The organism is Herbaspirillum sp. NPDC101397 (assembly GCF_044767325.1).
GTDB lineage: Bacteria > Pseudomonadota > Gammaproteobacteria > Burkholderiales > Burkholderiaceae_D > Herbaspirillum.
Window position 1 is genome coordinate 51,758 of the sequence record NZ_JBIWNS010000005.1, and the last position, 26,812, is coordinate 78,569.

22 protein-coding genes are annotated in these 26,812 nt (G+C 61.2%); 8 read left to right on the forward strand and 14 right to left on the reverse strand.

All coding sequences use genetic code 11. The features are described 5' to 3' along the window. The first annotated feature begins 143 nt into the window (after positions 1–143). Positions 144–1,766 carry a methyl-accepting chemotaxis protein gene (locus ACIROW_RS12925; protein ID WP_402276073.1) on the forward strand — a complete coding sequence of 541 codons (1,623 nt, stop codon included), beginning with the start codon at positions 144–146 and terminating at the stop codon, positions 1,764–1,766. A gap of 68 nt (positions 1,767–1,834) precedes the next feature. Here ACIROW_RS12925 and ACIROW_RS12930 read toward each other — a convergent pair whose 3' ends face one another. From ACIROW_RS12930 to ACIROW_RS12940, 3 genes are all read right to left on the reverse strand, one after another. Then, complete coding sequence (locus ACIROW_RS12930; RefSeq protein ID WP_402276076.1) at positions 1,835–3,154, reverse strand: MFS transporter; 1,320 nt, start codon at positions 3,152–3,154, stop codon at positions 1,835–1,837. Positions 3,155–3,346: 192 nt separating this feature from the next. Further along, positions 3,347–4,099, reverse strand: coding sequence for an SDR family NAD(P)-dependent oxidoreductase (locus ACIROW_RS12935; protein ID WP_016835855.1), 753 nt, complete (start codon positions 4,097–4,099; stop codon positions 3,347–3,349). Positions 4,100–4,236: 137 nt separating this feature from the next. Next, positions 4,237–5,082: a fumarylacetoacetate hydrolase family protein gene (locus tag ACIROW_RS12940; protein ID WP_016835854.1), complete on the reverse strand. Its 846-nt coding sequence runs from the start codon at positions 5,080–5,082 to the stop codon at positions 4,237–4,239. A 448-nt stretch (positions 5,083–5,530) separates the two neighbouring features. Between ACIROW_RS12940 and ACIROW_RS12945 the strand changes: the two genes are divergently transcribed. Beyond that, positions 5,531–6,472 carry a DMT family transporter gene (locus ACIROW_RS12945; RefSeq protein WP_402276080.1) on the forward strand — a complete coding sequence of 314 codons (942 nt, stop codon included), beginning with the start codon at positions 5,531–5,533 and terminating at the stop codon, positions 6,470–6,472. Positions 6,473–6,479: 7 nt separating this feature from the next. Here ACIROW_RS12945 and ACIROW_RS12950 read toward each other — a convergent pair whose 3' ends face one another. From ACIROW_RS12950 to ACIROW_RS12980, 7 genes are all read right to left on the reverse strand, one after another. Continuing rightward, positions 6,480–7,313, reverse strand: a complete 834-nt coding sequence (locus ACIROW_RS12950; protein ID WP_402276082.1) for a transglutaminase family protein — start codon at positions 7,311–7,313, stop codon at positions 6,480–6,482. A gap of 121 nt (positions 7,314–7,434) precedes the next feature. Beyond that, positions 7,435–8,145: an N-formylglutamate amidohydrolase gene (locus ACIROW_RS12955; protein ID WP_402276980.1), complete on the reverse strand. Its 711-nt coding sequence runs from the start codon at positions 8,143–8,145 to the stop codon at positions 7,435–7,437. A gap of 195 nt (positions 8,146–8,340) precedes the next feature. Next, positions 8,341–9,774 (reverse strand): efflux transporter outer membrane subunit, encoded by a 1,434-nt coding sequence (locus tag ACIROW_RS12960; protein WP_402276982.1) that lies wholly within the window; start codon positions 9,772–9,774, stop codon positions 8,341–8,343. A gap of 10 nt (positions 9,775–9,784) precedes the next feature. Beyond that, complete coding sequence (locus ACIROW_RS12965; RefSeq protein WP_402276084.1) at positions 9,785–12,877, reverse strand: efflux RND transporter permease subunit; 3,093 nt, start codon at positions 12,875–12,877, stop codon at positions 9,785–9,787. Further along, entirely contained in the window at positions 12,874–13,971 is a 1,098-nt protein-coding gene (locus ACIROW_RS12970) for an efflux RND transporter periplasmic adaptor subunit (protein WP_402276086.1), read from the reverse strand. The genes ACIROW_RS12965 and ACIROW_RS12970 overlap by 4 nt, the downstream gene beginning before the upstream one ends. 146 nt (positions 13,972–14,117) lie before the next feature. After that, positions 14,118–14,540, reverse strand: coding sequence for a MarR family winged helix-turn-helix transcriptional regulator (locus ACIROW_RS12975; protein ID WP_402276088.1), 423 nt, complete (start codon positions 14,538–14,540; stop codon positions 14,118–14,120). Positions 14,541–14,676: 136 nt separating this feature from the next. Then, complete coding sequence (locus tag ACIROW_RS12980) at positions 14,677–15,678, reverse strand: helix-turn-helix domain-containing protein (protein ID WP_402276091.1); 1,002 nt, start codon at positions 15,676–15,678, stop codon at positions 14,677–14,679. Positions 15,679–16,000: 322 nt separating this feature from the next. On the opposite strand from ACIROW_RS12980, the gene ACIROW_RS12985 reads away from it, so the two are divergent. The 3 genes from ACIROW_RS12985 to ACIROW_RS12995 all read left to right on the forward strand — a co-directional run bounded on the left by ACIROW_RS12985 (position 16,001) and on the right by ACIROW_RS12995 (position 19,183). After that, positions 16,001–17,047 (forward strand): carbon-nitrogen hydrolase family protein, encoded by a 1,047-nt coding sequence (locus ACIROW_RS12985; RefSeq protein WP_402276094.1) that lies wholly within the window; start codon positions 16,001–16,003, stop codon positions 17,045–17,047. Between the two features lie 49 nt (positions 17,048–17,096). Beyond that, positions 17,097–18,155 carry a phenylacetaldoxime dehydratase family protein gene (locus tag ACIROW_RS12990; RefSeq protein ID WP_402276096.1) on the forward strand — a complete coding sequence of 353 codons (1,059 nt, stop codon included), beginning with the start codon at positions 17,097–17,099 and terminating at the stop codon, positions 18,153–18,155. A 62-nt stretch (positions 18,156–18,217) separates the two neighbouring features. Continuing rightward, positions 18,218–19,183, forward strand: a complete 966-nt coding sequence (locus tag ACIROW_RS12995) for a transporter (protein ID WP_402276098.1) — start codon at positions 18,218–18,220, stop codon at positions 19,181–19,183. 97 nt (positions 19,184–19,280) lie between these two features. On the opposite strand, the gene ACIROW_RS13000 is transcribed toward ACIROW_RS12995, so the two are convergent. The 3 genes from ACIROW_RS13000 to ACIROW_RS13010 all read right to left on the reverse strand — a co-directional run bounded on the left by ACIROW_RS13000 (position 19,281) and on the right by ACIROW_RS13010 (position 21,777). Then, positions 19,281–20,273, reverse strand: a complete 993-nt coding sequence (locus ACIROW_RS13000; protein WP_402276100.1) for a diguanylate cyclase — start codon at positions 20,271–20,273, stop codon at positions 19,281–19,283. Between the two features lie 133 nt (positions 20,274–20,406). Next, positions 20,407–21,003, reverse strand: coding sequence for an MSMEG_1061 family FMN-dependent PPOX-type flavoprotein (locus ACIROW_RS13005; RefSeq protein ID WP_402276102.1), 597 nt, complete (start codon positions 21,001–21,003; stop codon positions 20,407–20,409). Between the two features lie 24 nt (positions 21,004–21,027). After that, complete coding sequence (locus ACIROW_RS13010) at positions 21,028–21,777, reverse strand: siderophore-interacting protein (protein WP_402276104.1); 750 nt, start codon at positions 21,775–21,777, stop codon at positions 21,028–21,030. Between the two features lie 147 nt (positions 21,778–21,924). On the opposite strand from ACIROW_RS13010, the gene ACIROW_RS13015 reads away from it, so the two are divergent. The 3 genes from ACIROW_RS13015 to ACIROW_RS13025 all read left to right on the forward strand — a co-directional run bounded on the left by ACIROW_RS13015 (position 21,925) and on the right by ACIROW_RS13025 (position 24,300). Next, a complete protein-coding gene (locus ACIROW_RS13015) occupies positions 21,925–22,788 on the forward strand; it encodes an AraC family transcriptional regulator (protein WP_402276106.1) in 864 nt (287 codons plus the stop codon). Positions 22,789–22,999: 211 nt separating this feature from the next. Continuing rightward, complete coding sequence (locus tag ACIROW_RS13020) at positions 23,000–23,767, forward strand: alpha/beta fold hydrolase (protein ID WP_402276109.1); 768 nt, start codon at positions 23,000–23,002, stop codon at positions 23,765–23,767. 101 nt (positions 23,768–23,868) lie between these two features. Then, positions 23,869–24,300 (forward strand): MarR family winged helix-turn-helix transcriptional regulator, encoded by a 432-nt coding sequence (locus tag ACIROW_RS13025; protein WP_402276111.1) that lies wholly within the window; start codon positions 23,869–23,871, stop codon positions 24,298–24,300. A 100-nt stretch (positions 24,301–24,400) separates the two neighbouring features. Here ACIROW_RS13025 and ACIROW_RS13030 read toward each other — a convergent pair whose 3' ends face one another. Beyond that, positions 24,401–26,782 (reverse strand): TonB-dependent siderophore receptor, encoded by a 2,382-nt coding sequence (locus ACIROW_RS13030; protein WP_402276113.1) that lies wholly within the window; start codon positions 26,780–26,782, stop codon positions 24,401–24,403. Positions 26,783–26,812 lie beyond the last annotated feature (30 nt).

The window sequence follows — 26,812 nt, forward strand, 5'->3', positions numbered from 1 at the left end:
TATTTCTTGACGCCAATTTCCCCCGCTGATCTCAGGAATGACGCCGCATCCCGGAAGCTATACTTGCGCGCCGCCGTGGGAAATCTCCATGCGTTCCTGCTGCATTCGTTGTCATTCCAACATCGTATAAGAACAGAGACTCTATGAACATTCTTGCCAACCTCAAGATCGGCAAACGCCTGGCGCTGGGCTTCTCCATCATTCTGCTGCTGGCCATCACCATCATCTGCATCGGCATCTGGCGCCTGCAGGGCGTGACCGACGCCACCAAGGCCATGATGCAGCGTCCGCTGGAAAAAGAACGCCTTATCAGCGACTGGTTTCCGATCGTGCAAACCTCCATCACGCGTGTGACCGCCATCGCCAAGAGCACCGACCCGGCGCTGGCCCCGTTCTTCGCAAAAGAAGATGCGGCCTCGTCCAAGATCTCCACCGAGCTGCTCAAGAAGCTGCAACCGATCCTCGAAAGCGAGCAGGAACTGACGCTGTTCAAGAAGATCGAGACGCAGCGTTCGTTGTACGTCGCGGCGCGCGACCAGATGCGCAAGGCCAAGGCCGCCGGCGACCTGGAAGAAGCCAATCGCTTGCTCGAGACCGCCTTCATGCCGCGCGCCAATGACCTCAAGGATGCATTGCAGAATCTGCTGACGATGCAGCGCAAGAGCATCGACGACACCGCCACCGACATCGAGCACATGGCGCAGACCGGCCGCACGCTGCTGATCGTGCTGGGCGTGCTGATCCTGCTGTTCGGCGTGACCAGCGCCTGGTACCTGACCGTCAACATCACGCGTCCGCTGACCGTTGCGGTCGGTGTGGCGCGTTCGATCGCGGACGGCGACCTGACGGCCCATATCGAGGTGCGCAGCAAGGATGAAGTCGGCATGCTGTTGTCGGCGCTGAAAGACATGAACGGCAGCCTGCTGAAAATCGTCGGCGATGTGCGCGGCGGCACCGATGCCATTGCCACCGCATCGAGCCAGATCGCCAGCGGCAACCTCGACCTGTCCTCGCGCACGGAAGAGCAGGCCAGTTCGCTCGAGCAGACTGCGGCAGCAATGGAACAATTGTCGGCGACGGTCAAACAGAATTCCGACAACGCCGTGCAGGCCAACGCACTGGCGACCTCGGCGTCCGGTGTTGCGGCCGAAGGCGGCGACGTGGTCGGCGCAGTGATTTCAACCATGCGCTCCATCGATGCGTCGTCGAAGAAGATCGTCGACATCATCAGCGTGATCGACGGCATTGCGTTCCAGACCAACATCCTGGCGTTGAACGCCGCAGTGGAAGCGGCGCGCGCCGGCGAGCAGGGCCGGGGATTCGCGGTGGTGGCGTCGGAAGTGCGCAGCCTGGCGCAACGCAGCGCCGCCGCAGCCAAGGAAATCAAGCAGCTGATCGGCGACTCCGTCGAGAAGGTCGGCGCCGGCACCAAGCTGGTGGAGAAGGCCGGCGTGACCATGGATGAAGTGGTCGCCAGCGTCAAGCGCGTGACCGACGTCGTCAGTGAAATCTCCGCCGCCAGCCGCGAGCAGAGCGAAGGCATCGACCAGGTCAAGCATGCCGTGACGCAGATGGACGGCGTCACGCAACAGAATGCCGCGCTGGTCGAAGAAGCTGCCGCTGCCGCACAATCGCTGCAGCAGCAGGCGGCCAACCTGGCGCGCATCGTCAGCGTGTTCAAGCTGGGACATGAACTGAGCACCGCACAGGCACCGCGCGTACGGCGCGAAATCGATATCACGGCCGGCCCTGCACGACTGCGCTGAGGTCGTTGGCGAAGCAAAAAAAAGCCGCCCGAGGGCGGCTTTTTTTCATGCTGCGGACAACGGCTTGATTACTTGGCGACAGGCTCGCGGAAGTAGATGCGCTTGGGCAGCGCCCACAACAGCAAGGCCGCGCCGACCAGGCATTCCAGCGCCACCACGTACAGACCCAGCGAAGCGCTGCCGGTGATGTCGCGGATCTTGCCGACCATGTACGGCGTGATGATGCCGCCGAGCTGGCCGACCGAGTTGATCAGCGCGATGCCGCCGGCCGCTGCGGCGCCGGTCAGCACGCGCGGAGGCAGGATCCAGAACAGGCCGATGCCGGCGATGATGCCGGTTGCGGCGAACGACAGGCCGACCACCAGCACCAGCGTGTTGCTGCCGAAGTAGGCGCTCACCGCATAGCCGATGGCTCCGGCCAGCGCGCAACCGGCCAAGTGCCAGCGGCGTTCGCCGGTGCGGTCCGAGCTGCGGCCGATCAGGATCATGCCGATGGCGGCGCACAGGTAAGGAATCACCGTGATCAGGCCGATGATGAAGGTGTCGTCGGTGCCGGCGGTCTTGATCAGTTGCGGCATCCAGAACACCAGGCCGTAGATGCCCGAAGCCAGCACCAGGTAGATCAGCGACATGGTGATGGTCGACGGCTGCTTCAACGCGTCGCGGAAGGAGTGCACCGCTTCGCTCTTCGGCTCGGCCGCGAGACGGGCCAGCAGCAGTTTCTTTTCATCGTCCTTGAGCCAGCGCGCGTCTTCGATCTTGTTGTCGATGACGATCCAGCAGATCACGCCGAGCACGATCGACGGAATGCCTTCCAGCAGGAACAGCCATTGCCAGCCGTGCAGCGAGCTCACGCCGTGGGTGAACTTCATGATGCCGCCCGAGATCGGGCCGCCGATCATGCCGCACAGGGCGATGGCTGCCATGAACAGCGAATTGATGCGGCCGCGGCGTTGCGACGGGAACCAGTTGGTGAAGAAGTACAGCGCGCCAGGCACGAAGCCGGCTTCCAGGCTGCCAATCAGGAAGCGCAGGATGTAGAACCCGGTCTCATTGGTGACGAACATCATCGCCGCCGAGGCGATGCCCCAGGTGACCATGATGCGGGCGATCCAGCGCTTCGGACCGACCTTGTGCAGGATCATGTTGCTCGGGATTTCGAACAGGAAGTAGCCGACGAAGAAGATACTTGCGCCGAGGCCGTAGACGGCGTCGGAGAAACCGAGATCCTGCTGCATCTGCAGCTTGGCGAAACTGATGTTGACGCGGTCGAGATAAGCGAACACGAAGCAGATCACGAGCAGCGGCACGAAGCGCAGCGTGATGCGGCGGTATAGATTGGATTCCTGGATATCCTGCGCGGTGGCCGGATAGGGTACTGCTGCCATAACATCTCTCCTCTGAAGCAATAAAAGGGCGCAGCTTGCCGACCCGGGACGCTTGTGGCATGCCGGGCAAACAGGCTGGATAGTAATTTTTATTATTGGCGGATAGCTCGGCGCATGTTCAATGCGCCGCCGCCGGCGAGGCGGGCGCTACCCGTTTGATTCCTGCTGGATCAGTAGTGATTCAGTGCCGGATCAATAAGTCGCGCGGCCACCGGACAGGTCGAAGACCGATGCGGTGGTGAACGAGTTTTCTTCCGACACGAGCCAGCTCACCATGGCGGCGATTTCTTCCACTTTGACGAAACGTCCGCGCGGGATCTTCGACAGCATGTAGTCGATGTGAGCCTGGGTGCATTGTTCCAGGATGCGGGTTTGCGCCGCAGCAGGCGTGATCGCGTTGACGGCGATGTTCTTGGTCGCGGTTTCCTTGCCGAGGCTCTTGGTCAGAGCGATCAGGCCTGCCTTGGCGGCGCTGTAGGCGGACGCGGTCGGGTTGCCTTCCTTGCCGGCGATGGAAGCGATGTTGACGATGCGGCCGTAGTTTTGCGCGATCATGCGTTGCACGACCACCTGGTTGACGTAGAACGCGCCGTTGAGGTCGATGTCGATGACGCGACGCCATTCTTCCGGCGAGTAGTCGGCGACGAGGCCGTTCTGGCCTGCGATGCCGGCGCTGTGCACCAGCACGTCGATCGACTGCGTGACTTTTTCGGTGGCTTCGATGGCGCGTTGCACGGCGGCCTGGTCGGCGATGTTGACGGCGACGGTTTCGACGTTGCCGAGCGACTCGAGCTTGGCGCGCGCTTCCTGCAGCAACTTCTCATCGAGGTCCCACAGGACGACTTTGGCCTTGCCTTGCAGCAGCCGTTCGGCGATGGCGAAACCGATGCCTTGCGCACCGCCCGTGATGATCGCGCTGCGACCCTGGAAATCGTAGTGATTCATGTGAACTCCGTTCTCTTTGCTCTTGAGGTGACCTGTTTGGAATCTGCCTTCTGCGGGCAGTCTTCAATCTTTGCCGATGCGGCTCAGTGCGGGCCGTCAATGGATATCGACGGCCCGCATCTGGAAGCGGATCAGATTTATGCGTTGACAGTCTTTTGTTGCTGTTCGCCCAAGCCTTCGATGCTGAGACGCATGGTTTGGCCGGCAGTCAGGTAAACAGCATTCGGCTTGACGCCCATGCCGACGCCTGGAGGCGTACCTGTCGAGATCACGTCGCCAGGCTGCAGGCTCATGAACTTGCTCAGGTAGGAAATGATGAACGGCACGTTGAAGATCATCGTGTTGGTGTTGCCGTTCTGGTAGCGCTTGCCGTCGACTTCCAGCCACAGTTGCAGGTTGTTCGGGTTGGCGATTTCATCGCGTGTCACCAGCCATGGGCCGATCGGACCGAAGGTGTCGCAACCCTTGCCCTTGTCCCAGGTGCCGCCGCGTTCGGTTTGGTATTCGCGCTCGGAAACGTCGTTGACGACGCAATAGCCGGCGATGTGCGACAGCGCATCTTTTTCTTCGATGTACGAAGCGGCCTTGCCGATGACCACGCCCAGCTCGACTTCCCAGTCGGTCTTCTTGGAGCCGCGTGGGATCTTGACGTCGTCGTTAGGGCCGACCACGGCCGATGTCCACTTGTTGAACACGACTGGTTCGGCAGGAATAGGCAGGCCGGATTCAGCAGCGTGGTCGGCGTAGTTCAGGCCGATACAGATGAACTTGCCGATGTTGCCGACGCAGGCGCCGATGCGCGGATTGCCGTCGACCACCGGCAGGCTTTGCAGGTCCAGTGCGCGGATTTTCGCCAGGGTGGCGTCATCCAGAGCGGCGCCGTTGACGTCCTTGATATGCGCCGACAGGTCGCGGATCTTGCCGGCCTGATCCAGGATGCCTGGCTTTTCTTGGCCGACAGGGCCGTAACGGAGTAATTTCATTGCTCTTCCTTTGGTGGTTGGTCTGAAGTAAAGCGCCGTCGTGGCGACTGCGGCGCATGGTCCTGCTTGGGAATCGAGATAATACCAATTAATTGGTAAGACCATCAAACAACTTTGCCACCCCTCAGGTGAAAATTTCTAATCGGGCGGCGGTGCAGGGGAGGTCGGTTCGGGTCTATTGATGCGGCGCTGCAGAGGTATCTGCGAGAAATGCCGGATAGGTACTAATCCTGAATTTTATTTCTTAAAAAGCATAATTGATCGTAACAATATAAATATGAAGATATTTATGCTTATAAATCACGTTTGTTCCACGCAATGCGGCAGCACTATCTGTGCGTGAATCGTTACCATAACGGTCAAATTAGATGCAGTGCAACATCAGATGCCCACTGGCATCTTCGCAAGCACATCGCATCCATCCCTGCCTCTTTCACCCGGAACATCCATGTCGCCCAGCACGCCGTCTGCCCCTCTCAAAAAAGCAAAAGCCCTCAGCGGACCCTTCCTCGTTTGTGTGGTGCTGGCGATCTGCATCTGGGGCGGCAACTGGCCGGTGATGAAGTTCGGCAGCCAGTACATCCCGCCGCTGTGGTTCGCCGCCAGCCGTTTTGTTTCCGCCGCTCTGCTCAGTTTTGCGATCGCCGCCGCCATCGGCAAGCTGCGCCTGCCGCGCCGCGAAGAATGGCCGGTGGTGCTGGGCGTGGGTATTTTGCAGATGGGATTGTTTACTGCATTGGTCACCGGCGCCTTGCATTTCGTGATGCCGGGACGCGCATCGCTGATCGCTTACGCCACGTCGATCTGGGTGGTGCCCGGCGCCGCCCTGGTGCTCAAGCAGCGTCTCAGCGGTCAGCAACGATTGGCGACGATGTTCAGTTATCTTGGCATGGCGATTGTGGTGTTGCCGGCGTTGCTGCATGCCGACCTGCACGGCATGATCGGTTATCTGATGCTGGCGGCGGCATCCTTGTCGTGGGCCATCAATATCCTGCAGATCAAGTCGATCAAGGGCGTGCGTCTCGACTTCGACTTGCTGCCCTGGCAGACGCTGGTGGCGGCGCTGCCGCTGACGGTGCTGGCGCTGGCTGTCGAGGGCGTGCCGGCTTTCCTCGCCGAACCGCATGCCTGGTACGTGATCGCCTACACCGGCCCGCTGGCGACGGCGCTGACGTTTCTGATCGTGCTGCAAATGACCCAGCGCCTGTCGCCGGTGACCGTCTCGGTCTGCATGCTGGGCGTGCCGGTGGTGGGCATCACGCTGTCGTCGCTGATCTTTGGCGAGGCCTTGTCGGCGGATCTGCTCATGGGCGTGGCGCTGATTTGCCTGGGCTTGCTGATCCCGGCATTGCCGCGCATGGCATGGCGGCGCAGCGCGGGCGTTCTCTAACAGACGATCATAGCCACGGTTCGCCCGGCTGACGCTGACTGACTTCGTCGGTCCACACCTTGAAGCTGCTCAACGTATTGGGACCGAAGGTGTTGTTGAGCGCCACATCGGCGGCGTCGCGGCCACGGGCAATCAGGACCCTGCCTATGCGCGGCGTATTGTTGCGGGCGTCGAAGGTGTGCCAGCTACCGTCGAGGAACACCTCGAACCAGGCGGCGAAATCCATCGTGCCATGCGGCGGTGGCGTGCCGATGTCGCCCAGGTAACCGGTGCAATAGCGCGCCGGAATATTCATGCAGCGGCAGAACGCGACCGCCAGATGGGCGTAGTCGCGGCAAACGCCGACTCTTTCGTTGAATGCTTCCAGCGCGGTGCGCGTCATGCGGGCGTTTTCGTAGCCGAACACGATGTGGTGATGGACGTAGTCGCAGATTGCCTGCACGCGGCCCCAGCCTGTCGGTGCATGCTCGAACAGTTGCCACGCAATCGGCGACAGGCGATCCGTTTCGCAGTAGCGACTGCCGAGCAAGAACAGCAGCGGCTCTTCGGGCAAGTCCTGCACGGCCAGCTGTCGCGCCTGCGGCGAGAGCACGTCAGGGGCGCCGCTGTCGTTGACGACGGCATCGGCGGAAATGCGCATACGGCCTTGTGGCGCCACGATACGCGTACACCAGTTGCCGAAACTGTCGCGGTAGGCCGTGCGCGGAACCGGGGGATCGAACATCAGGTCATCGCGGCTGACCAGATCGGATACCCGCGTGAAGTGGACGTTCAGGTTGAAAATCATGGGAGTCGGTTGCGGGCAATCGTAGACCATTTCAAAACCGATATGGATTTTCATGACAGGTTCCGGTTTTCAGCCGCGTCAAGCGAGATGCAAGTTGCACGCAGGACAAACGGCTGAGGTTGAGGGGCGTTAAGTTAACAAGACAGTTAACCAGACCGCAGGTAGCGAAACACGTTCATCCAACCTTCAATGCACATACCGTGCCCAGGCTGTCCACCAGCAAACCACGCAATGCCATCCATTGCTCGCCTGCCGCATCAACAATCTGCTGATTGACCTCCAGCTCGATGCCGACATAGGCGGTCGGTGCGAAGCGCCGGCGCAGCCAGGCGGTCAGGCCGTCGCCTTTGCCTGCATAGGGATAGTTGCGGCGCACGCGCAATGATGGTGCAAGTTCAGCCAAGGTCGCCCGCCAGCGGGCGCACAGTTCGACCTCGCCGTGTCGGGCAGGATCGTAGAGCAAGCCGATATCGGCATTGCGCACCTTGCCGTTCAGCTCTGGCGTGAAGCTGTGCGAAGAAATGTGGATCACGCGCTGTCCGTCGGCTACGGCTTGCGCCACCAGATGCTCGACCTGCTCGCGATAAGGGCGGTAATACTGCGCCAGGATTTCTTCACGTACCGATGGTGGCAAGCGTCGGGTCGTCTCTGAAAAGAGTTGCGGATGGCCGATAGAGCGATTGAGATCGACCAGCAAACGGCTGACGGTCGAGATCACCAGCGCTCCATCGAAAGCTGTCGCCAGATCTTGCGCCATCAGCAGCGCACCGGCATCGTAGCCGCGATGAGAGTCGAGCAAACTCAACTGATCCAGAAACAGACCGTCATGCGGCGCAGGAATGCGATTGCCGCCGTGCTCGCAGGTGATGATGAAAGAGTGGATCAGAGCCCCTTCGAGACATGGTGTTCAGCTACATGAGGGAACACGGTCCCCGGCCAAGTCTGCCGGAAGGGTGTGAGCTTCGTGCGGCGATGCGCACGAGCTCACCTTAACACGTATGTCGCCAGGGACACTTGTTGGCGGTGTTGAAGCATTTCCCCGCCCCTGAAAAAGAGACGAGGCCGGCTTCTGTTTCTGTTCCTATTGTTTGGCCGTCTTCCAGCCGCCGCCAAGAACCTTGTAGAGCGTGATGCGATTCTGCAGCTCCGCAAGTTGCACCTGGATGGATTGCTGCTGGATTGCGAACAGCGAGCGTTGCGCGTCCAGGTATTCCAGATAGCTGGAATAGCCGGCTTCATAGCGGCTCCTGGCAAAACCGTAGCGTGCCGATTCCGCCGCCTCCTGGGCCTTTACGGCACGGGCTTCGTCGGCCAGCGTCGCGCGGCCCGCCAACGCATCGGCGACTTCGCGGAAGGCGACCTGCACCGTCTTTTCGTACTGGGCGACGGCGATTCTCTTGTCGGTCTCGGCCACGTTCAGGTTGGCGATATTGCGGCCGCCTTCAAAGATCGGGATGGAGATCTGCGGAAGGAACGACCACGAGCGCGAGCCCGAGTCGAACAATCCGGACAGCTGGCTGCTGGCGGAGCCGAAATTCCCCGTCAGGGAAATGCGCGGGAAAAATGCCGCCCGCGCCGCGCCGATGTTGGCGTTCTGCGAACGCAGTACGGCTTCTTGCTGGAGGATGTCGGGTCGTGCGGTGAGCAGGTCCGAAGGCAGTCCGGCGGGAAGGTCCGGCAGAACCTGCCCGGCCGATACCGCGTTCGCGGTTCCGATATCCGCTGCAAGCGGTTGGCCGACCAGTACGGTCAAGGCATTTTCATCGAGCGTCTTGCGCCGTGTTTGTTGCGCGCGCGCAGCCTTGGCGGCTTCGAAAAGCGACTCCGCCTGCCGCAGGTCATATTCGGAACTCGCGCCTTCGGCATACAACTGCTTTTGCCGATCATAGGAATCGGCCCGGCTGGCCAGCGTATTTTCGGTGAGTTGCAAGAGGCGCCGGTCGGCCACCAGCGCTTCGTAGGTGTTGGCCACTTCGGCGATCAGGCTGATCTGCGCGCTGCGTTGCGCCTGCTCTGTCGCGAAGTAGCGTTGCAGCGCCGCTTCGCTCAGGTTCCTGACCCGGCCGAACAGATCGATTTCAAACGCGGCCAGGCCGACGCCGGCGAAATAGCTGCTGTTGACGCCGGCTCTGCCGGTCGGATTGACGTCCGCCGGCAGGCCCTGGCGTGCGCCGTTGCCGTTCAATGCCAGGTTGGGCAGCCGGTCGGCGGACTGGATGTTGTACATCGCCCGGGCGCGTTCAATGTTGAGCGTGGCCACGCGCAGGTCGCGGTTGTTGTCGAGTGCGGCGGCGATCACCGACTTCAATTGCGCATCCTGGAAGAAATCGGTCCAGGCGATTGATGCCGCCTGCAGGGCGTCGGGCTGCACGTCAGCAGCATCCGTTTTTTGCCAATGCGCCGCGACCGGCAGCGGCGGTTGTTCGTACGACGGCGCCAGCGAGCACGCCGCCAGCAACGCGCTGATCAGAGAAATGCCAGCGATTGTCTGTAAGGACTGGAAATTGGTTTTCATCATGCTTGCCTCAAATAGGTGAGTGGCTGACGCCGGCTGGATGGGCGGATGCGGCCGGGCGTTTCACCTTGAACCAGATGGCATAAAGGGCCGGCAGGAACAGCAGCGTCAGCACCGTGCCGACGCCGACGCCACCGATCAGGACGTAGGCCAGCGGACCCCAGAACGAGGAATGCGTTAGCGGAATGAAGGCCAGCATGGCGGCGACCGCAGTCAGGATGACCGGACGTGCGCGTCGCACGGTCGATTCGATCACGGCCTGGTACGGCGTCATGCCCGACAGCAGGTCGCTGCGGATCTGATCAACTAGAATCAGCGTGTTGCGGATCAGGATGCCGGCCAGGCCGATCAGGCCGAGGATGGCGTTGAATCCGAACGGCTGGTGGAAGATCAGCAATGTTGGCACGGCACCGACCAGCCCCAGCGGCGCGGTGGCGAAGACCATCCACATGGTGGCAAAGGAGCGGACCTGGAACATGATCACGGCCAGCATCAGGATGATCATCAGCGGGAACATCGCGGCCAATGCGACGTCGGCCTTGGCGCTTTCTTCCACCGAACCGCCGGTATCGATGTGATAGCCGGCCGGCAATGCAGCCTTGATCGCATCCAGTTTTGGCAGGATGGCGTGCGTGACGTCGGGCGGTTGCACGCCGTCGCGCACGTCGCCCTGCACGGCGATATAGAGCTCGCGGTTATAGCGTTTCAATACGGCGTCTTCGACGTTCGACGACAGCTTACTGACCTGCGACAGCGGAACCGCAACGCCGTCCTGGGTCGTCAGCGTCAGGTTGCCGATTTCCGCCAGGCTGGTGCGGTCGCGTTTCACACCCCGCACCATCACGTCGACAATGCGCAGGCCGTCCCTGACCTGCGTGGTCGAGGCGCCGTTGAGGATCGATTGCAGTTGCAGGGCGGCATCGCGCGGATTGAGACCGACCTGGCGCAGGCGTTCCTGATCCAGTTCCAGACGCAAGGTCTGCGTCCGGTCGCCCCAGTCCAGATGCACGTCGCGGGTGTCGGGATTGCTCTGCACCACGTCCCTGACCTTGAAGGCGATGTCGCGCACGGTATTGAGGTCCGGTCCGACGACGCGGAACAGGACCGGGAACGGCACCGGCGGGCCGAACACGAACTGGCTCACCCGCACGCGGGCATTGGCGAACTTGCCGTCGGCGATCATCTTGCTGAACCTGGCTTTGAGGGCGTCGCGGTCCTTGGCGTTGTCGGTCAACACGATCAGTTGTGCGAAAGCCGGATTGGGCAGCTCGGGATTGACCGAGAGGAAGAAGCGCGGGGCGCCCTGGCCGATGTAGCTCGAGACGATTTTTGCTTCAGGTTCCTTGTGCAGCGCTTCTTCTATCTTCCTGACGGTGGCATCGGTGGCGCTGAACGCGCTGCCGGGCGGCAGGTTGACTTCGATGGTCAGCTCCGGCCGTTCCGAATTGGGGAAGAACTGCTTCTGCACGAAGCCCATGCCGAAAATGGCGGCGGCAAACACGCCGATGGTGACCGCGGCGGTGATCCATTTCTTGTCGACGCACCAGCGCACCAATGCGCGGAAGCGCTGATAGTTTTTGGTGGCGTAGATGGCATCCTGTCCGCCGGCATGCACCGGAATATTCGGCAGCATCTTGACGCCCAGGTAGGGAATGAAGAGGACCGCGACAAACCACGACGTGATCAGCGAAAACGCCACGACCCAGAAGATGTTGCCGGCATATTCGCCGGCCGTGGACCTGGCGAAGCCGACCGGTAGGAAACCGATGATGGTCACCAGCGTGCCGGATGCCATTGGCGCGGCAGTGGCGCCCCAGGCGTAGGTTGCGGCGGAAATCCGGTCCATGCCTTCTTCCATTTTCACGACCATCATCTCGATCGCGATGATGGCGTCATCGACCAGCAAGCCCAGTGAAAGGATGAGTGCGCCCAGCGTGATGCGGTCGAAGTCGCGACCGGTCGCCAACATGATGATGAACACCGCCGACAGCGTGAGCGGTACCGCCGCCGCGACGACGACGCCGACCCGGAAGCCCAGCGTCACCAGGCTGACGATGATGACCACGGCCAGCGCCATGACGAACTTGATCATGAATTCATCGATCGCCGCTTCAATGGCCAGCGCCTGGTCCGACACCTTGGTCAGCGACATGCCCAGCGGCAGCGAAGCCTGAATCAGGTCACGTTCTTTTGTCAGGGATTTGCCCAGCGTCAGTCCGTTGAAGCCCTTTTTCATGACCACAGCCAGCATCAGCGACGGTTCATCCTGGATGCGTACCAGGAAAGACTTTGGGTCTTCATAGCCGCGCTTGACGTCGGCGATATCGCCGAGCTTGAAGCTGCGTCCACCGGCAGCAACGGGAATCGCCTTGACCGCCTCGATGTTGTTGATTGCCCCGTCCACGCGCAGATAGACGCGCGGGCCGGTGGTTTCGACAAAGCCGGACGGCGTCATGTCGTTCTGACGATTCAGCGCGTCAAAGATGGCTTGCGCCTTGACGCCCAGCGTGGCGAGACGTTGATTGGAAATGTCGACGTAGATTTTTTGTTGCTGCTCGCCGAGGATATTGACCTTCTGGACGCCGTCCACGTGCAGCAATTGCTGGCGCAGGATTTCGGCTTCAGTCACCAACTGGCGATGCGGCAGGCCTGGTGCGTTGAGTGAAAACAGCGTGAAATAGACATCCGAGTATTCATCATTGATGACCGGGCCAATGGCGCCGCGCGGTATGTTGATGACCTCGTCGCCCAGTTTCTTGCGGGCCTGGTAAAACTGTTCCGGCACCAGCGCGGGCAGCGTCGAATCCTTGAGGAACAGTTTCATCGTGATCAGACCTGGCCGTGCGGCGGTTTCCACGCGATCGTAGGACTCCAGTTCCTGCAGGCGCTTTTCCAGGCGGTCGCCGACTTGCTGCTGCATTTCCTTGGCGGTGGCACCTGGCCACAGCGCGGTCACGGTCATGATCTTGACGGTGAAGCTGGGGTCTTCCGCACGCCCCAGCTTGATGAAGGCGAAGGCGCCGGCAACGGCGATCGCGATGATCAGGAACAGCGTGACCGCGCGTTCCCTTACGCCGAAAGCGGAAAGATTGAAGCCGCTCATGACGCACCACCCGTACGTGTAGCCGGCAGCGTCGACACCTTGTCGCCGGCCTTCAGCAGATGCGTACCATAGGCGACGATCACATCGCCCGACTTCAAGCCTGCACCGATGGCGGCGAATTCTTCACCGAGGCGGACTACCGTCACGGGGACCAGTTTGACGACCTGGGTTTGTTTTTCGATCAGCCAGACGCTCGCGCCATGACCCTTGTCGATCAGTGCGCCGATCGGAACTTCGGTCTGCTCGCTTGCCGAGGCGTCACCGGTAAGCCGGATGGTGACTGTCGAGCCCAGCGGCGCCTGTTCTCCTTTGCCGGACAGGACATAGCGCGCCTGGTAAGTGCGGGTGAGGGGATCGGCCATGGCCGAGAGCTCTCTCAGCTTTGCCGGGAATTTTTGAGTGTCGTCGGTGTAGAGTGCGGCGCTGGCCTGGCGGCGCGCCTGGCCGAGGCCGTTCTCGGGGATGCTGACGACCGCTTCGCGCGGACCTTTCTGCGCCAGTCGCACGATCGTCTGTCCTGCGCTGACCACTTGTCCGGCATCGGCCAGGACGTCCATGACGACGCCTTCGGCATCGGCGCGCAGGACGGAGTAGTCGGATTGATTTTCAACCTGGCCGGCGCGGGCCCGTTCGGCATCGAGTTGCGCCTTGGTGGAATCCGCCAGCGCCTTGCTTTGCTCATACGCCTGCCTGGAAACGGCGCCGGAGCTGAGCAGCTTGCGCAGGCGCACTTCATCCGCCTGGGCTTGCACGTCGCGTGCTTCGGCCGCGATCACGGCGGAACGCGCTGCATGTTGCGCCAGGGTGTAGTCGGTGCTGTCGAGCTTGAACAAAGCCTGGCCGCGCTTGACCAATTCGCCGGGATCGACCAGGCGTCCCACGATCTTGCCCGGCACCCGGAACCCCAGATTGCTTTCGGTGCGTGCATGCACGACGCCGGTGTAGCTGGCGGAATCATGTTCCACGTTTTGCACGGTAAAGGAGGCAACTTTGGGCGTTGTCGCCGGAGGCGGCGTTGGTTTGCTGCAGGCGGCAAGTGTTGCGATCAATGCGCCTGACAGCGCCATGCCCAGATATTTATTGTTGATTCCCATGAAACCCCTCGCTGATTAATCAATTAAATGTGCATATGCACTTTATGGTGTTAAAAAATAGCGAGGACAGTGCCTCGCCATGAACCTGATGCCTTTTAACTGGATTTTAATGCGGTGATTCAGCGCGGTAATTCAGCGCTTTGTCCTCAGCGTTGAGTTACCGCGAGCAACTCCTGCCGCAGTAATTTGGCGCGATCCTTGCCGACCAGTTCTTCATACTCTTTCTGAGCCGCACGCCAATGCGGGAGGGCATCGAGGAATTTCCTCGAACCTGCTTTGGAAAGCGACAGGCTGATTTTCCTCGATCCGGCCTCCGACTGTTGCACAACGTATCCATCGCGGCTCAAGGGCTGGATGGCACGGACCAGGCTGGTGCGATCCATCACGACCATTTCCGACAATTCCGTCATCGTGATCTCGGGGCGCTCATAAATCACCGCCAGGATCGTTACTTGCGAACTGGTGACATTGACCGTGGCGAGATGACGCTCATACAGCTGCGTAATGAACCGCGCAGCCTGTTTGGTTGCGAACAAATTGCAGTCCGTCAGTGAAGGAGTAGTGTCCATGTGCAGACCTTATCATGTGCATATGCACTAGTCAAGTTGTTTCGCATGTTGAACTTGGGCAAGAGCGGCGTCGGGGCATTTGAGGCGGGAAGGGCGGATCCGGCCTGCAGCGTCGTTTCCCACGCCGCAGCCAAGCTCATTTCTTCAACTGCGAAGCGCAAAAGTCACGCGGTCCGATCCCGAACTGATTGCGGAACGATCTGCTGAAATGCGAGGCGTCGTTGAAACCCCAGCGCAGCGCGATATCGTAGACGCGCAGGTCCGGGCTGTTCCGGTTCAGCATGTCCGCGCGGCAGCGATCCAGACGGCAGCGCAGGACATAGCGCATGAGCGACGTGCCTTCCTCCTCGAACAGCTGGTTCACGTAGCGCGGCGACAAGCCGGCGCCTTGAGCGACCATGTTGCTGTCGAGTTCGCAATTGCCGAGCTGGCTGTCAATGAAACTCTTGACCCGCGCCAGCGAAAAAGGGCGGCTGCGCGACAGGCTCAGATTGACCGGCGCCACCGACGCCAGCGCCAGCGACAACAGGTCCAGCGCCTGTTCCGACAGGCCGGTGCGCTGTTGATCGTTGAGTTGCGCGGAGTGGCCGGCCAGCGAGCGAAAGAAACCCGAAGCGATGGCGCCGGCGCCATCGCTCCCCGGGATCGTCAGCGCGGTGGAGCGGTCCAGACCGGTGACGCGTTTGCCAAGTTCATGGCGCGGAATCTGAATGATCAGCTTCTTGAAGTCTTCCGGGAAGATCAGGTTGTGCGGCAGTGTCGCATCGTAGATCGAGATGTCGCCGGGCCGCAGACGCGCTTCGCGGCCGTCCTGTTCCAGGAATTCGCAACCGGCCAGCAGGATGACCGCGAAGTAGCAATCCTCGCTCTCGGTTTTGGCTTGCCGGGCCACGCGCGACACCGACTGCGCCTTGGCGACCACGTTCGTGACGCGCAACGGGCCATATTGATGCGTCAGCATTTCTCCGGAAAAATCACGGCCCAGGCGTGACGAGATCTGTACTTCGGCAAAACGCCTGCACACCATCTCCCGCCAGTAGTCCACCCGTTCATGCGGCAGCAAGCCGTCGGTCGACAGCGCGACGGCGCCGCCGAGCGATGCGGCAGAAACAGTTTCCGGATGCAGCTTTGGGTTCATCTTTGCCGGGCCTCCCCCGTGTCGCCTTGTTGTCCCTCTGAGTGTCTCGCCTGATGTCCGGAGACTGATGCCGTCCATCAATACGCATGCGCCGCAAATCCTTGCCGCATCTGACATGCAGACAATACTCCCGGCTTTGCGCAACTGTAAAGCGCGCCATCTCCGTTTCAGTCAAGTCCACTGCCGTCCTGAGCAAGACGCATGCCGGGCTTGTCCACATACTGCGCTTCGACGGCTGCTTCACGGGCCGTGCAAGCGCAGTTGCGGCATGCGTCATGTCTCAGCTGCATCTTTCATCGTGGATTTATTGTTGGAGAAACGCATGTCCTCATCAAGCAAGCACCCCGTCACACTGAAAGTGGCGGCAGTGCAGGCCGCTCCCGCATTTCTCGACCTGCAGGGCGGCATCGACAAATCGGTGCAACTGATCGATGAAGCCGCCGCCGCCGGCGTGCAGCTGATCGCCTTTCCCGAAACCTGGTTGCCCGGCTATCCGTTCTGGACCTGGATAGGAACGCCGGCCTGGGCCATCATGCGCGGCTTCGTCAGCAGCTACGTCGACAACTCGCTGCGTTACGACAGTGCCGAAGCTGAACAACTGCGTGCCGCCGCCCGGCGCAACCGCATGTACGTCGTCATGGGCCTGTCCGAGCGCAGCGGCAGCACGCTGTATATCGGGCAATGGATCATCGGCCCGGATGGCAAGGATGTGGCGCGCCGTCGCAAGCTCAAGCCGACCCATGTCGAGCGCACCGTGTTCGGCGAGGGCGACGGCAGTGACCTGGCGGTGCACGATCTTGATATCGGTCGTCTGGGCGCACTGTGTTGCTGGGAGCATCTGCAACCTTTGTCCAAGTACGCCATGTATGCGCAGAACGAGCAGATCCACGTCGCCGCCTGGCCCAGCTTCTCGATCTACGATCCGTTCGCGCATGCGCTCGGCGCCGAGGTCAACAATGCCGCCAGCCGCATCTACGCGGTGGAGGGTTCCTGTTTCGTGATCGCGCCGTGCGCCACGGTGTCGCCGGAGATGATCTCGCTGCTGTGCGATACCGACGACAAACACCAGCTGCTGCATGCCGGCGGCGGCCATGCCGTGATCTATGGACCGGATGGCGCGCCCTTGTGCGACAAGCTGCCGCCGGACCAGGAAGGCCTGCTGATTGCCGAGCTCGATTTCAGCGCCATCAACGTCGCCAAGTCGGTGGCCGACCCGGCTGGCCATTACGCCCGTCCGGATGTCACGCGCCTGCTGCTCAACAAGCGCAAGGCGGCGCCGGTCGAATATTTCTCTCTGCCGCTGGACCAGCAGGAGCGCATCGACGATGAGGCCGCCCCGCCAGTATCTCCACCCGTGACGGTTCAGTAACAAACCGCCAGCAACCGATATTTCCTTCCGATCCGAACAGGAGCACTTCATGGAATCAGCAATCGCCCCACACCTGCAATGCCCGCGCACCCGAACCCGGCGTATCGAAGACGACTACGCGCCGCCATATCCCTGCTGGACGTCGCGCGCCGATGGCGCCGTCACCCAAGTGGTAATGGGCTATTTCGGCGTGCAATCCAAGGGCAGGGAACAGCACGGCAAGGCCTGCCGTGCGCTCGCGCAGATCGTCGCCGGCTTTGCCGTGACGGACGGCCCCGGCCATCACGATCTGACGCATTACGTCGACGCCGAGGGCTACGACAACATGATTGCCATCGCCTACTGGAGCGAGCCCGCCGCCTATCTGCGCTGGCGCGACAGCCTGGCGGTGTCGTCGTGGTGGAACGACCAACAGCGGCTGCAGGACGGAATCGGCTATTTCCGCGAAATACTGACGCCGCGCATCGAACATTTTGAAACCATGTTCAACACGCCCAATCACCTTGAAGGCGTCGGCGTCGTCATGGAAGGATTGAGCGGCGAGTTCCAGGAGCACGGCTATTGGGGCTCGATGCGCGACCGCATCCCGCTGGCGCAGACCGATGCATTGGTGGCAGAAGGGCAGGTGCAGGTGACGAGCGGTACGCCCGGCTTCGGCAAGCGCGTCAAGCTCGCCGGCCACGACAACGTCGCGATCATTCGCTCCGGGCAGGAATGGACCGACACCGACGGCCGCGAACGCCAGCTGTATCTCGACGAGATGGAGCCGGTACTGGCCGCGGGCATGAAGTTTCTGCGCGACGAAGGCCGCAGCATCGGTTGCTACAGCAACCGCTACATGACGCACGTCGACGCGCAGGGAAAACCGCTGGAAAAGAGTTTCGGCGTCAGCTACTGGCGCTCGCTGGCCGACATGGAGCGCTGGTCGGAGTCGCATCCCACCCACGTGGAGATCTTCGCCACCTTCATGCGCATGGTGCAGGCGCTGCAGTTCCAGCTCAAGCTCGCGGTCTACCACGAAGTGTCGATCCTCAAGCCGCAGGAGCAGGACTATGAATACCTCAATTGCCATGCACGCACCGGCCTGATGAATGCCGTCGCCGACTGATTCATCGGTATCGCATCTGTAGTTTCACCGTCATGTCCTTACTACTATTCAGGGAGAGAACCATGTTCACAAAAAATTCGGGTAGCAAGAAAGATCAGATGTATTCATCGCACCAGGACCATCCGCCGCAATGTACAGGCAATGGCACCGGCATCTGGCGCGCGGTGCTCGCCGCCAGCCTGCTCTATGCGCTGTCGCTGTCACAATCTGCCTCTGCGCTGGAGGTAACCGCCGGCGACTATGAAGCCTACCCCGCCGGCGCCAACATCGCGATGCTGTACTACCAGTATGCCGAACGCAAGGATTCCTACGTGCATGGCAACAAGGTATCCGGCAACTTCGGGCTGACGTCCAACGTGGCGCTGGCGCGTTACATTCACGTCGTCAAAATTTCCGAGAGCGCCGTGCTCGACCCGCAGTTCATCCTGCCGTTCGGCACGCTGCGCACCAACGGCGATGCCTCCGTGCTCGGCAACGCCAGCGGCACCGGCGACCTGATCCTGGGCGCGCCGGTCAAGTTCATCCTCGACCAGACCACGCGCGACGTCATCAGCATCGGCCCTTATCTGTATCTGCCGACTGGCAACTACGACAGCAACAAGCTGTTGAACCTCGGGGAGAACCGTTGGAAGGCCTTGTTCCAGCTGGCCTACATCCGCCACTTCAACGCCGACTGGGCGCTCGACCTGGTGGGCGACGTGACGATCAACGGCAACAACACCGACTTCACACCGGCGCACGCCACCATGAAGCAGGCTCCGCGCTATGAGGCGCAGGCGCATCTGCGCTACAACCTGTCGGCTGCCACCGCCTTGTCGGTCGGTTTCGGCAGCGTGCGCGGCGGCGAGACCGAGGTCAACGGCGTCAAGCAGGGCGACAAGCTCAACACGCAATATGCCCGCCTGACCGTCACCAGCTTCATCAATCCGAGCACGCAGGTGCAGTTCCAGTACGGCCAGGATGTCGCCGTCGAAAACGGCCTGAAGGAGCGCAACCGCATCAACTTCCGTATCGCCAAGCTGTTCTGATCGCTTCGTTTTTCAGGAAAGAAAAACGTCCGGCCGGGTGCCGGACGTTTGCGCATGGGCGGGCCGCGCAGGCGGAGTCTACGTGAGGAAAATCATCTCATCCCGACATCTGTTCGTCGCCGAGGACGGAAAAAGGGGCCGGGGTGTCGGCACAATGCCGGTAGCAGACGACCTTGTCGCGTCCGCCATTTTTTGCCTGGTACAAGGCGTTGTCCGCATTGGCCAGGAGCAGGTCGCTGTTATCCGCTTGTCCTGCCTCGGTGGAGGCCAGCCCGCCGGAAAATGTATAAGAGAGATCGGGTGCGATTTCCGCCAGGCATTCCGTATGCAGCATGCCGATGATCCTGTTGAGCACGAACATCGCATCAGCAAGTTTGGTCTCGGGAAAGATCACGACAAACTCTTCGCCGCCCAGGCGTCCGACGATGTCCTGGGCGCGCAGATGCGTGCGCAGAAACGTTGAGAAGTGCCGCAGCACGGCATCGCCGACGGGGTGTCCGTACTTGTCGTTGACGCGCTTGAAATGATCGATGTCGAGGATGCCGATGCAGAGCGCATGTTTGTAGCGCGCGGCGCGCAGCAGCTCTTCGTGGAACCGGCTCAATACGTGGCGCCGATTGGGGAGGTCGGTGAGCTCGTCGGTTTGCGCGATGTGTTTGATGGTGGCGATGGCTTCCTTCAGATCCCGTTCGGTCTTCTTTTGCAGAGTGATGTCCGCGCAATGCAGGACCAGGTGTCCGGACGAATAGATTTGTTCGCTCACCAGCAGCCAGCGGCCGTCGATCAGGTCGGTCTCGAAACGGCGGAATGGTTTGGAGCGGGAGACACTGTGTACGTAATTCAACCACGCCTCCAGCGAATCCCATTCAATATTGACGCCGCCGCGGTGCACGTACATCCACGTCAGCCAGTCATCGGAATGCCAGCCCACCATGGCCTCGGCTTCCAGCCCGAAGGTCCTGACGAAGGCCTGGTTGTGGAAGACAAAGTTGCCGTCCGGATCGAAGATGGCGATGGCGTTTTCGGTGAACTGGATATGGTGCTCCATCACCTCCGGCAACGTCAGCGGCCGCGATTGACTCCCCGTCATGACTGCCTCCCCCGGTAGACTGCATCGGGACCAGCGTAGTCGTTGTCAGGCGGTCATGTCAATTGCCGATTTGGCGGTTGTTGGAATGCTTGTTGAAACGCTTGTTGAAACTCCTGATGCCGGCATCGGGGTTTCAGTAAAGATCGGTCCTGACGCTGCGGGAAGAATGCTCATCCACCAGCCTGGCCTGTTCTTCGCCTGCGCCGGTGAACGAGGCTTTCATGGCGCCGACGCTGGGCAGCGCCGCGCGGTCGAGGCGCGATTCGTCTGCCCACAGCCGTGCGCGGTTGATTGCCTTGCCGCAATGGAAGAGCACTTCGTCGATCAGGATGACGATGGCGGTCTTGGGTATTTTCCCGGATTCGCCCAGGGTGGCGAGCAAATCGGGATCGGTGCAGACGGTGGCGTTGCCGTTGACGCGCATGAAGATATCGAGGCCCGGGAAGATGAACAGCAGCGCGGCGCGTGGGTCTTCCTGCAGGTTGCGCAGCGATTCGATGCGATTGTTGCCGGGCCAGTCGGCGAAGGCGAGCGTCTTTGAATCGAGGACGTGAACGAAGCCCGGTTCGCCGCCGCGCGGCGAGGCGTCCAGTCCCTGCTGTCGCCCCGTGGCCAGGCAAAAGAATGTTGCCGCCTCGATATAGGCGACATGGAACGGCACCAGATGTGGCAGCACCGACTTCTGGATCATTTCGGAAGGCGGCGAATAGAGACTGTCGAGATCGGGCATGGGGAACTCCGTCGTGAGAATGTTTCAGTCCAGACCGGTCTTGCCTGGCGCCCAATAGGCTTTGGTCAGGATGCGCGCGCCGGGGACGCCGGTGGATTTCAGGCCGCGATGCAACCGCTGTATCGACTGCGCCTTGCCGGTCAGCAGGAAGGTCGAACCGGTGGAGGCAAGCGCCGCAAGCTGTTCGACGATGGCCTGCAGATGCGCGTCGCCCGCTATCCTCTGCGACAGGTGGAGGCCGCCGATTCCGAGGTGCGCCGCCACGGCGCGGACGCTGTCCATATCATCGGTTTCCAGGAAACTTTGCACAGCTGTTTCCTGATGCCGGTGTTGCAGCGCACAGGCGAGTCCGATGGAGGTTTCATCCCCAAAGATGACCACCGGCCCCGTGAGCGCACGCGTATCGAGTGAAGAGCGCGGCCCGAACACATCGCATTCATCGTTTTTCCTGGCCTCGCGCAGCCAGTCGCTGCCCGGTCCTGCCCCATGCGCATAGCCGAGCAGGCGCGTGCGGCCGGTCGCGGCATGCCATTCGACAGGAGTGAAGGTGCGCGCGACAAAGGCGGATCCCATCGCTATCTGCACTTTCTGGCCGGGTTGCCATGCCACTCCCCTGAATGCAGGACTCTCCAGCGTGAGCAAATGAAATTGTCCGGCCAGATTCTCCGTCGCGACGATGACGGCGCGTTTCATGAACAGGCGCAGCAGGGCTTTGCTGAAACCGCCAGTCTGGCGTGGCGTCGTAGTGGTCGTTGCGTGCGAAGAGGTGGTCATGGAGGGCGGGGTGAGTGACTTTGGATTGGCATTGCGGTGGCATTGCCTGTTCAGGTCAGCATATCGGTGGTGCCGATGGGCAGCAATGCTAAACTTTGCCAATATATTTCGTATTCTTGCCAATCAAACGTTACGGGGGCTCTCGCCATGCCGATCCTGACAGAACTCCCCCGGCCCGAATTGCCGCCGCCGACCACCTGGATCGATCCCGACGATATTCCTCGTCCCATCACCACATTCGGCATCGCCATGGAGACGACCGGGCGGCTGGAGCTGGACTTTCATCGGCACCGGAAGGGACAGATCCTGCTGTGCCTGCGCGGCGTGCTGACATGCGAAGCGGCGGGCGGACTCTGGCTGGTGCCGCCGCACAGCGCCATCTGGATTCCCTGCGACATGCTGCACGCGATCAAGGCCGAGGGGACAATCGAGGGTTATAACGCTTTCCTTGATCCGGCCATTCCTTCACAGCTGCCTTCGACTTGCTGCACATTTACCGCGACGGCGTTGCTGCGCGAGTTGCTGATCCGCTCGGCCGGTTTTCCGGCGCTGTATCCCGAAGGCGGCACGGAATCGCATCTGGTGACGCTGTTGTTCGACGAAATCAACGCCGCGTCGATCAGCACGCTGCATTTGCCGATGCCGGTCGATGAGCGGCTGCGCAGGATAGTCGGCATGATGCTGGCGACGCCGTCCGAACGCGGGACGATAGAGACGTGGGCCAAATGGGCCGGCCTGAGTGAGCGTACGTTGTCGCGTCTGGTCGCGCAGCAGACCGGCATGAGTTTCGGCCGCTGGCGCCAGCAGTTCACCATCGTGCTGGCGGTGCAATGGCTGGCGAAGGGCGCTTCCATTCAACAGGTCGCCGCTGATCTCGGCTACGAAAGCGCCAGCAGCTTCGTGACGATGTTCCGCAAGGCGGTCGGGGTATCGCCGGGACGCTATATGACTGAGATGGCGCAGCCTGCGCAATCCTCGCGGCCGACCGTCGCGGGTGCCGGCGGCGGATAGACGCGGGCGTTCTTGCCGGAAAGCAAACAAGGGGTAAATTGCCGTAGTTTCAAATTTATTTAAAATTATATTGCGCGCTAATTAATTGTTCGCTATAGTTAATCCCGTCGTCCCCGCCGTGCCTCTTGAAGCGCGTTTTTAATACTTTATTACTTAGCGCGCTAACTAATTTATCTGACTTTTATCTGACTTCAACCAAAAAGGACTCATCATGAAACTGACCACCATCGCCAACGCCGTTCTCGCTTCCACACTCTTGTCGGCCGCTGCATTCAGCGTGCAAGCCGCGCCTTTGGCCGCCGACGCCACTACCGTCGTGCTGGTGCATGGCGCCTTCGCCGACGGCTCCAGCTGGGAAAAGGTCATCCCGTTGCTGCAAGCCAAGGGCCTGAAAGTCGTCGCCGTGCAGAATCCGCTCAGCTCGCTGGCCGATGACGTCGCCGCCACCCAGCGCGTGGTCGATGCCCAGACCGGCAAGGTAGTGCTGGTCGGCCATTCCTGGGGCGGCACCGTGATCACGCAAGCCGGCACCAGCGACAAGATCAAGGCGCTGGTCTACGTCGCCGCGTTCGCGCCGTCGGAAGGCGAAGCCACCGCCACGCTCGGCAAGGATTACGCCGTGCCGGCCGGCATCACTACATTGCAACAGGATGCGGGCGGCTATCTGTGGCTGCCGGCTGACTCGGTCGCCAAGAACTTTGCGCAAGACGTATCGCCTGCCACGGCCGCACTGATCGCCGCAACCCAGGGGCCGATCGCCGCCAAGGCGTTCGGCGACAAGACCACCGTCGCCGCCTGGCGCAACAAGCCGAACTACTACATCGTGTCGTCGCAAGACCGCATGATCTCGCCGGAACTGGAACAAGCTTTTGCGAAGAAGATCAACGCCACCACAACCACATTGGCGACCAGCCACGTACCGATGGTGTCGCAGCCTGAGAAGGTCGCGGAAGTGATTTTCGCTGCTGCTCAACGTTAATCGAAGGCGCATTGTCCGCAACTGCGGCCGCAAAGGCGATTTGCCTTGGCGGCCGCGAGCCGTTAGGCTAGGGGATTCCGATTTTCCGCAGCTTCTTCGCCATGGCCAAATTCAACCCGCCCACGCTCGACCAGCACCTGTGTTTTTCGCTCTACAGCACCTCGCTGAAGATGACGCAACTCTACAAGCCGCTGCTGGCGCCGCTGAACCTCACCTATCCGCAATACCTGGTGATGGTGGTGCTGTGGCAGCAGCAGGGACTCGGTGTGAAGGATGTAGCCGAGCGCCTGCAGCAGGATTCCGGGTCGGTCACGCCGCTGATCAAGCGCCTGGAAGCCGAAGGCCTCATCAGCCGCGCGCGCGATACGCGCGACGAGCGCAATGTCCTGCTCAGCCTGACCCCCGCCGGCGAAGCCATGCGCGAAGCCGGTCTGCGGGTGAGCGAAGCGATCGCCGACAGCTGTTCGGTCACCAGCGCGGAATACCAGCGCATGATGGCGGATCTGGCCAAACTCAATAAAACGCTGAGTTAAAAAAGCAGCGCCTGGAATCCCATCGTCCCATCGCAACCAACGAAAAAAACCCGCCAAGAAGGCGGGCTGATAAAGCGTCGGATCTGCAGCAATTTCCCGATCAGAAGTCCACTTGCGCCGACAGCACGAAAGTGCGGCCGGATGACGTGCCGACATAACCGTTCTGCATCACCCAGTAGTTCTTGTCGAACAGGTTCTCGATGTTGGCGCGATAGGTGATGACCTGGCCGGCTGTCTTGGTGATGTAGCGTGCACCAATGTCGGTACGCGTCCAGCTCGGCACCTTCAGGTTGCTGGTGTTGCTGTACAGGGTGGCGCCGGTGCGGGTGACACGGGTATTCAGCGCCAGTCCGGTCAGCCATGGGGTATCCCAGTCCAGGCCCAGGTTGAAGTTGTTCTTCGGCACGGCGCCCAATTCCCGGCCGTCGCTGGTGCCGCCGGCGGTGTGCGATTGTTCGGTATCGAAGAAGGTGCCGCTGGCGTTGAAGCGCAGACCTCGCACCAGTTCGCCATAGCCCGCCAGTTCAAGGCCGCGGATGCGCGCACGGCCATCCTGGGTGGCGTATTGCAAGCCGTTGATCAGTTGGGTGGAGTTGTTCCTTTGTTCGATCTGGAACACTGCCGCAGTGGTAGTGATGCGGCCCCAGTCCATCTTGGCGCCGGTCTCATATTGTTTGGACTTGGATGGCGGGAACGCCTGGCCCTGATTGGCATTTGGCGGCTGGACAATGCTGCCTGCGGTCAGCGCCGCCGTGTAGTTGGCGTACAGGGACAGATTTTCGATTGGCTTGACGACTACCGCCATCACCGGCGAAATCGCCGTCTTGTTCGACGTCTGCGTAGCGTCGGTCAGGCTATGCGTGTAAACCTGTTGATGGCGCAGGCCTGCAATAAAGATCAGACGGTCATTGAGCAACGACATCGTATCGGTCAGCGCCAGACTGGTCAGGCGCTGTTGGCTGCGTGGCGTTGGATCTCCACGTACGCCCGTCATTGCCGGTAAAGGTACCGGGTTATACAGGTTGGACGCCACCGCTGCGCTTGCCGCCGGATAGAAGTAATCGGTTTGCTGATTGAGCATGTTGGCGCCCGCGATCACCGTGTGCTTGATGCCGGCGGTGTTGAAGCGCACGCGCATGCCGACGTCGGCCGAAGTGGATGTCACCTTCTGGTCGTAGTAGCCGTTGGTCACGCTGGTGGCGCCCTGCACGGAAGTGATCGTGGCGCGCGGGAAATTCTGTGCCGATTGTGCGACGTGGTAACCGACTGCGCCATAGGCCGTCAGGTTGTCATTAATATCGTATTCCAGACGCGTGGCGACGGCCTTGTCGTCACTCTGCATCGTGTTGCCCGGATACAGGTTGGTGTCGCCCGACGGTGCCTTAGGCACCGCAGTGAGGGCGGCCCCCAGGCTGAATTGCGGACGGAAGTTGCGCGTGTCCTCATGCTGGGTGTAGGCATCCAGGCTCCAGCGTACGCGGCCGCCGTTGTAGTCGAGGCCGACCGAGCCCATGCTCTGCTGCTGGTTGCTGCCGGACAGGCCGGTGTTGCCGTCGGCGTACAGCGCGTTGACGCGGATGCCCCATTCCTGGTTCTCGCCGAAACGACGACCGATGTCGCCCTTCAGGCCGAACTGCGAATTGGACAGGTAGGTCGCGGTCACGCTGGAAATCGGATCTTCGTGGGCGCGCTTGGAGACCAGGTTGACTGCGCCGCCGACGCCGCCGGCCGGACCCATGCCGTACATCAGGGTGCCCGGACCTTTCAGCACTTCGATGCGCTCGACCATGGCGATCGGCATGCGAGTCAGCGGCACCATGCCGTACAGGCCGTTGAATGCAACGTCGTTGGCGGACATCGTGAAGCCGCGGATCTGATAGCTGTCGCCGAAACCGCCGTTGCCGTTGGTGTTGCGCACTGAGGAGTCATTGGCGATCACGTCGCCGATCGCGCGCGCCTGCACGTCTTCGATACCCTGGGAAGTGTAGTTGGTGGTGCTGAACGGCGTGTCCATCACGCTGGCCGTACCGAGTACGCCCAGGCTGCCGCCGCGTGCGACCAGGCCGCCGGCGTAGGGCGCGGTGGGATCTGCGCTTTCGGTGATGGTGACGGTGGGCAGCACGGCATTGTTGTTGCTGCCGACTGTCGCAGTGCTCAATACGTAGCCGCCGTCGGCGTTCTTCACTGCTTGCAAGCCGGAGCCTGCCAGCAGGATGGTGAAGCCTTCGGCCACGGTGTAACGGCCGGACAGGCCGGGAGTCTGGCGGTCATGCGTGATGGCCGGGTCGAACGACAGCAGCACGCCGGCGCGTCGGGCGAAGTTGTTCAGGACGCGGTCCAGCGGACCGGCCGGGATGTCATAGGCCAGGCGCTGGCCATCGACGACCTGCGCTTGCAGGCCGGCCATCGGCATGGCGAAGGCAGCCAGTACGGCAAGCCGGGCCAGGGTCGGGCGGGAAGGGAAACGGGTCAGGTTTTTCATGGCGTGATTACGGTGATTGGCAAAGGTGCT

Excerpts from the sequence above, each read along its gene's own strand:
- ACIROW_RS12925 (WP_402276073.1), top strand. The coding sequence starts at position 144 with ATGAACATTCTTGCCAACCTCAAGATCGGCAAACGCCTGGCGCTGGGC.
- ACIROW_RS12930 (WP_402276076.1), bottom strand. The coding sequence starts at position 3,154 with ATGGCAGCAGTACCCTATCCGGCCACCGCGCAGGATATCCAGGAATCC.
- ACIROW_RS12935 (WP_016835855.1), bottom strand. The coding sequence starts at position 4,099 with ATGAATCACTACGATTTCCAGGGTCGCAGCGCGATCATCACGGGCGGT.
- ACIROW_RS12940 (WP_016835854.1), bottom strand. The coding sequence starts at position 5,082 with ATGAAATTACTCCGTTACGGCCCTGTCGGCCAAGAAAAGCCAGGCATC.
- ACIROW_RS12945 (WP_402276080.1), top strand. The coding sequence starts at position 5,531 with ATGTCGCCCAGCACGCCGTCTGCCCCTCTCAAAAAAGCAAAAGCCCTC.
- ACIROW_RS12950 (WP_402276082.1), bottom strand. The coding sequence starts at position 7,313 with ATGAAAATCCATATCGGTTTTGAAATGGTCTACGATTGCCCGCAACCG.
- ACIROW_RS12960 (WP_402276982.1), bottom strand. The coding sequence starts at position 9,774 with ATGAAAACCAATTTCCAGTCCTTACAGACAATCGCTGGCATTTCTCTG.
- ACIROW_RS12965 (WP_402276084.1), bottom strand. The coding sequence starts at position 12,877 with ATGAGCGGCTTCAATCTTTCCGCTTTCGGCGTAAGGGAACGCGCGGTC.
- ACIROW_RS12970 (WP_402276086.1), bottom strand. The coding sequence starts at position 13,971 with ATGGGAATCAACAATAAATATCTGGGCATGGCGCTGTCAGGCGCATTG.
- ACIROW_RS12975 (WP_402276088.1), bottom strand. The coding sequence starts at position 14,540 with ATGGACACTACTCCTTCACTGACGGACTGCAATTTGTTCGCAACCAAA.
- ACIROW_RS12980 (WP_402276091.1), bottom strand. The coding sequence starts at position 15,678 with ATGAACCCAAAGCTGCATCCGGAAACTGTTTCTGCCGCATCGCTCGGC.
- ACIROW_RS12985 (WP_402276094.1), top strand. The coding sequence starts at position 16,001 with ATGTCCTCATCAAGCAAGCACCCCGTCACACTGAAAGTGGCGGCAGTG.
- ACIROW_RS12990 (WP_402276096.1), top strand. The coding sequence starts at position 17,097 with ATGGAATCAGCAATCGCCCCACACCTGCAATGCCCGCGCACCCGAACC.
- ACIROW_RS12995 (WP_402276098.1), top strand. The coding sequence starts at position 18,218 with ATGTTCACAAAAAATTCGGGTAGCAAGAAAGATCAGATGTATTCATCG.
- ACIROW_RS13000 (WP_402276100.1), bottom strand. The coding sequence starts at position 20,273 with ATGACGGGGAGTCAATCGCGGCCGCTGACGTTGCCGGAGGTGATGGAG.
- ACIROW_RS13005 (WP_402276102.1), bottom strand. The coding sequence starts at position 21,003 with ATGCCCGATCTCGACAGTCTCTATTCGCCGCCTTCCGAAATGATCCAG.
- ACIROW_RS13010 (WP_402276104.1), bottom strand. The coding sequence starts at position 21,777 with ATGACCACCTCTTCGCACGCAACGACCACTACGACGCCACGCCAGACT.
- ACIROW_RS13015 (WP_402276106.1), top strand. The coding sequence starts at position 21,925 with ATGCCGATCCTGACAGAACTCCCCCGGCCCGAATTGCCGCCGCCGACC.
- ACIROW_RS13020 (WP_402276109.1), top strand. The coding sequence starts at position 23,000 with ATGAAACTGACCACCATCGCCAACGCCGTTCTCGCTTCCACACTCTTG.
- ACIROW_RS13025 (WP_402276111.1), top strand. The coding sequence starts at position 23,869 with ATGGCCAAATTCAACCCGCCCACGCTCGACCAGCACCTGTGTTTTTCG.
- ACIROW_RS13030 (WP_402276113.1), bottom strand. The coding sequence starts at position 26,782 with ATGAAAAACCTGACCCGTTTCCCTTCCCGCCCGACCCTGGCCCGGCTT.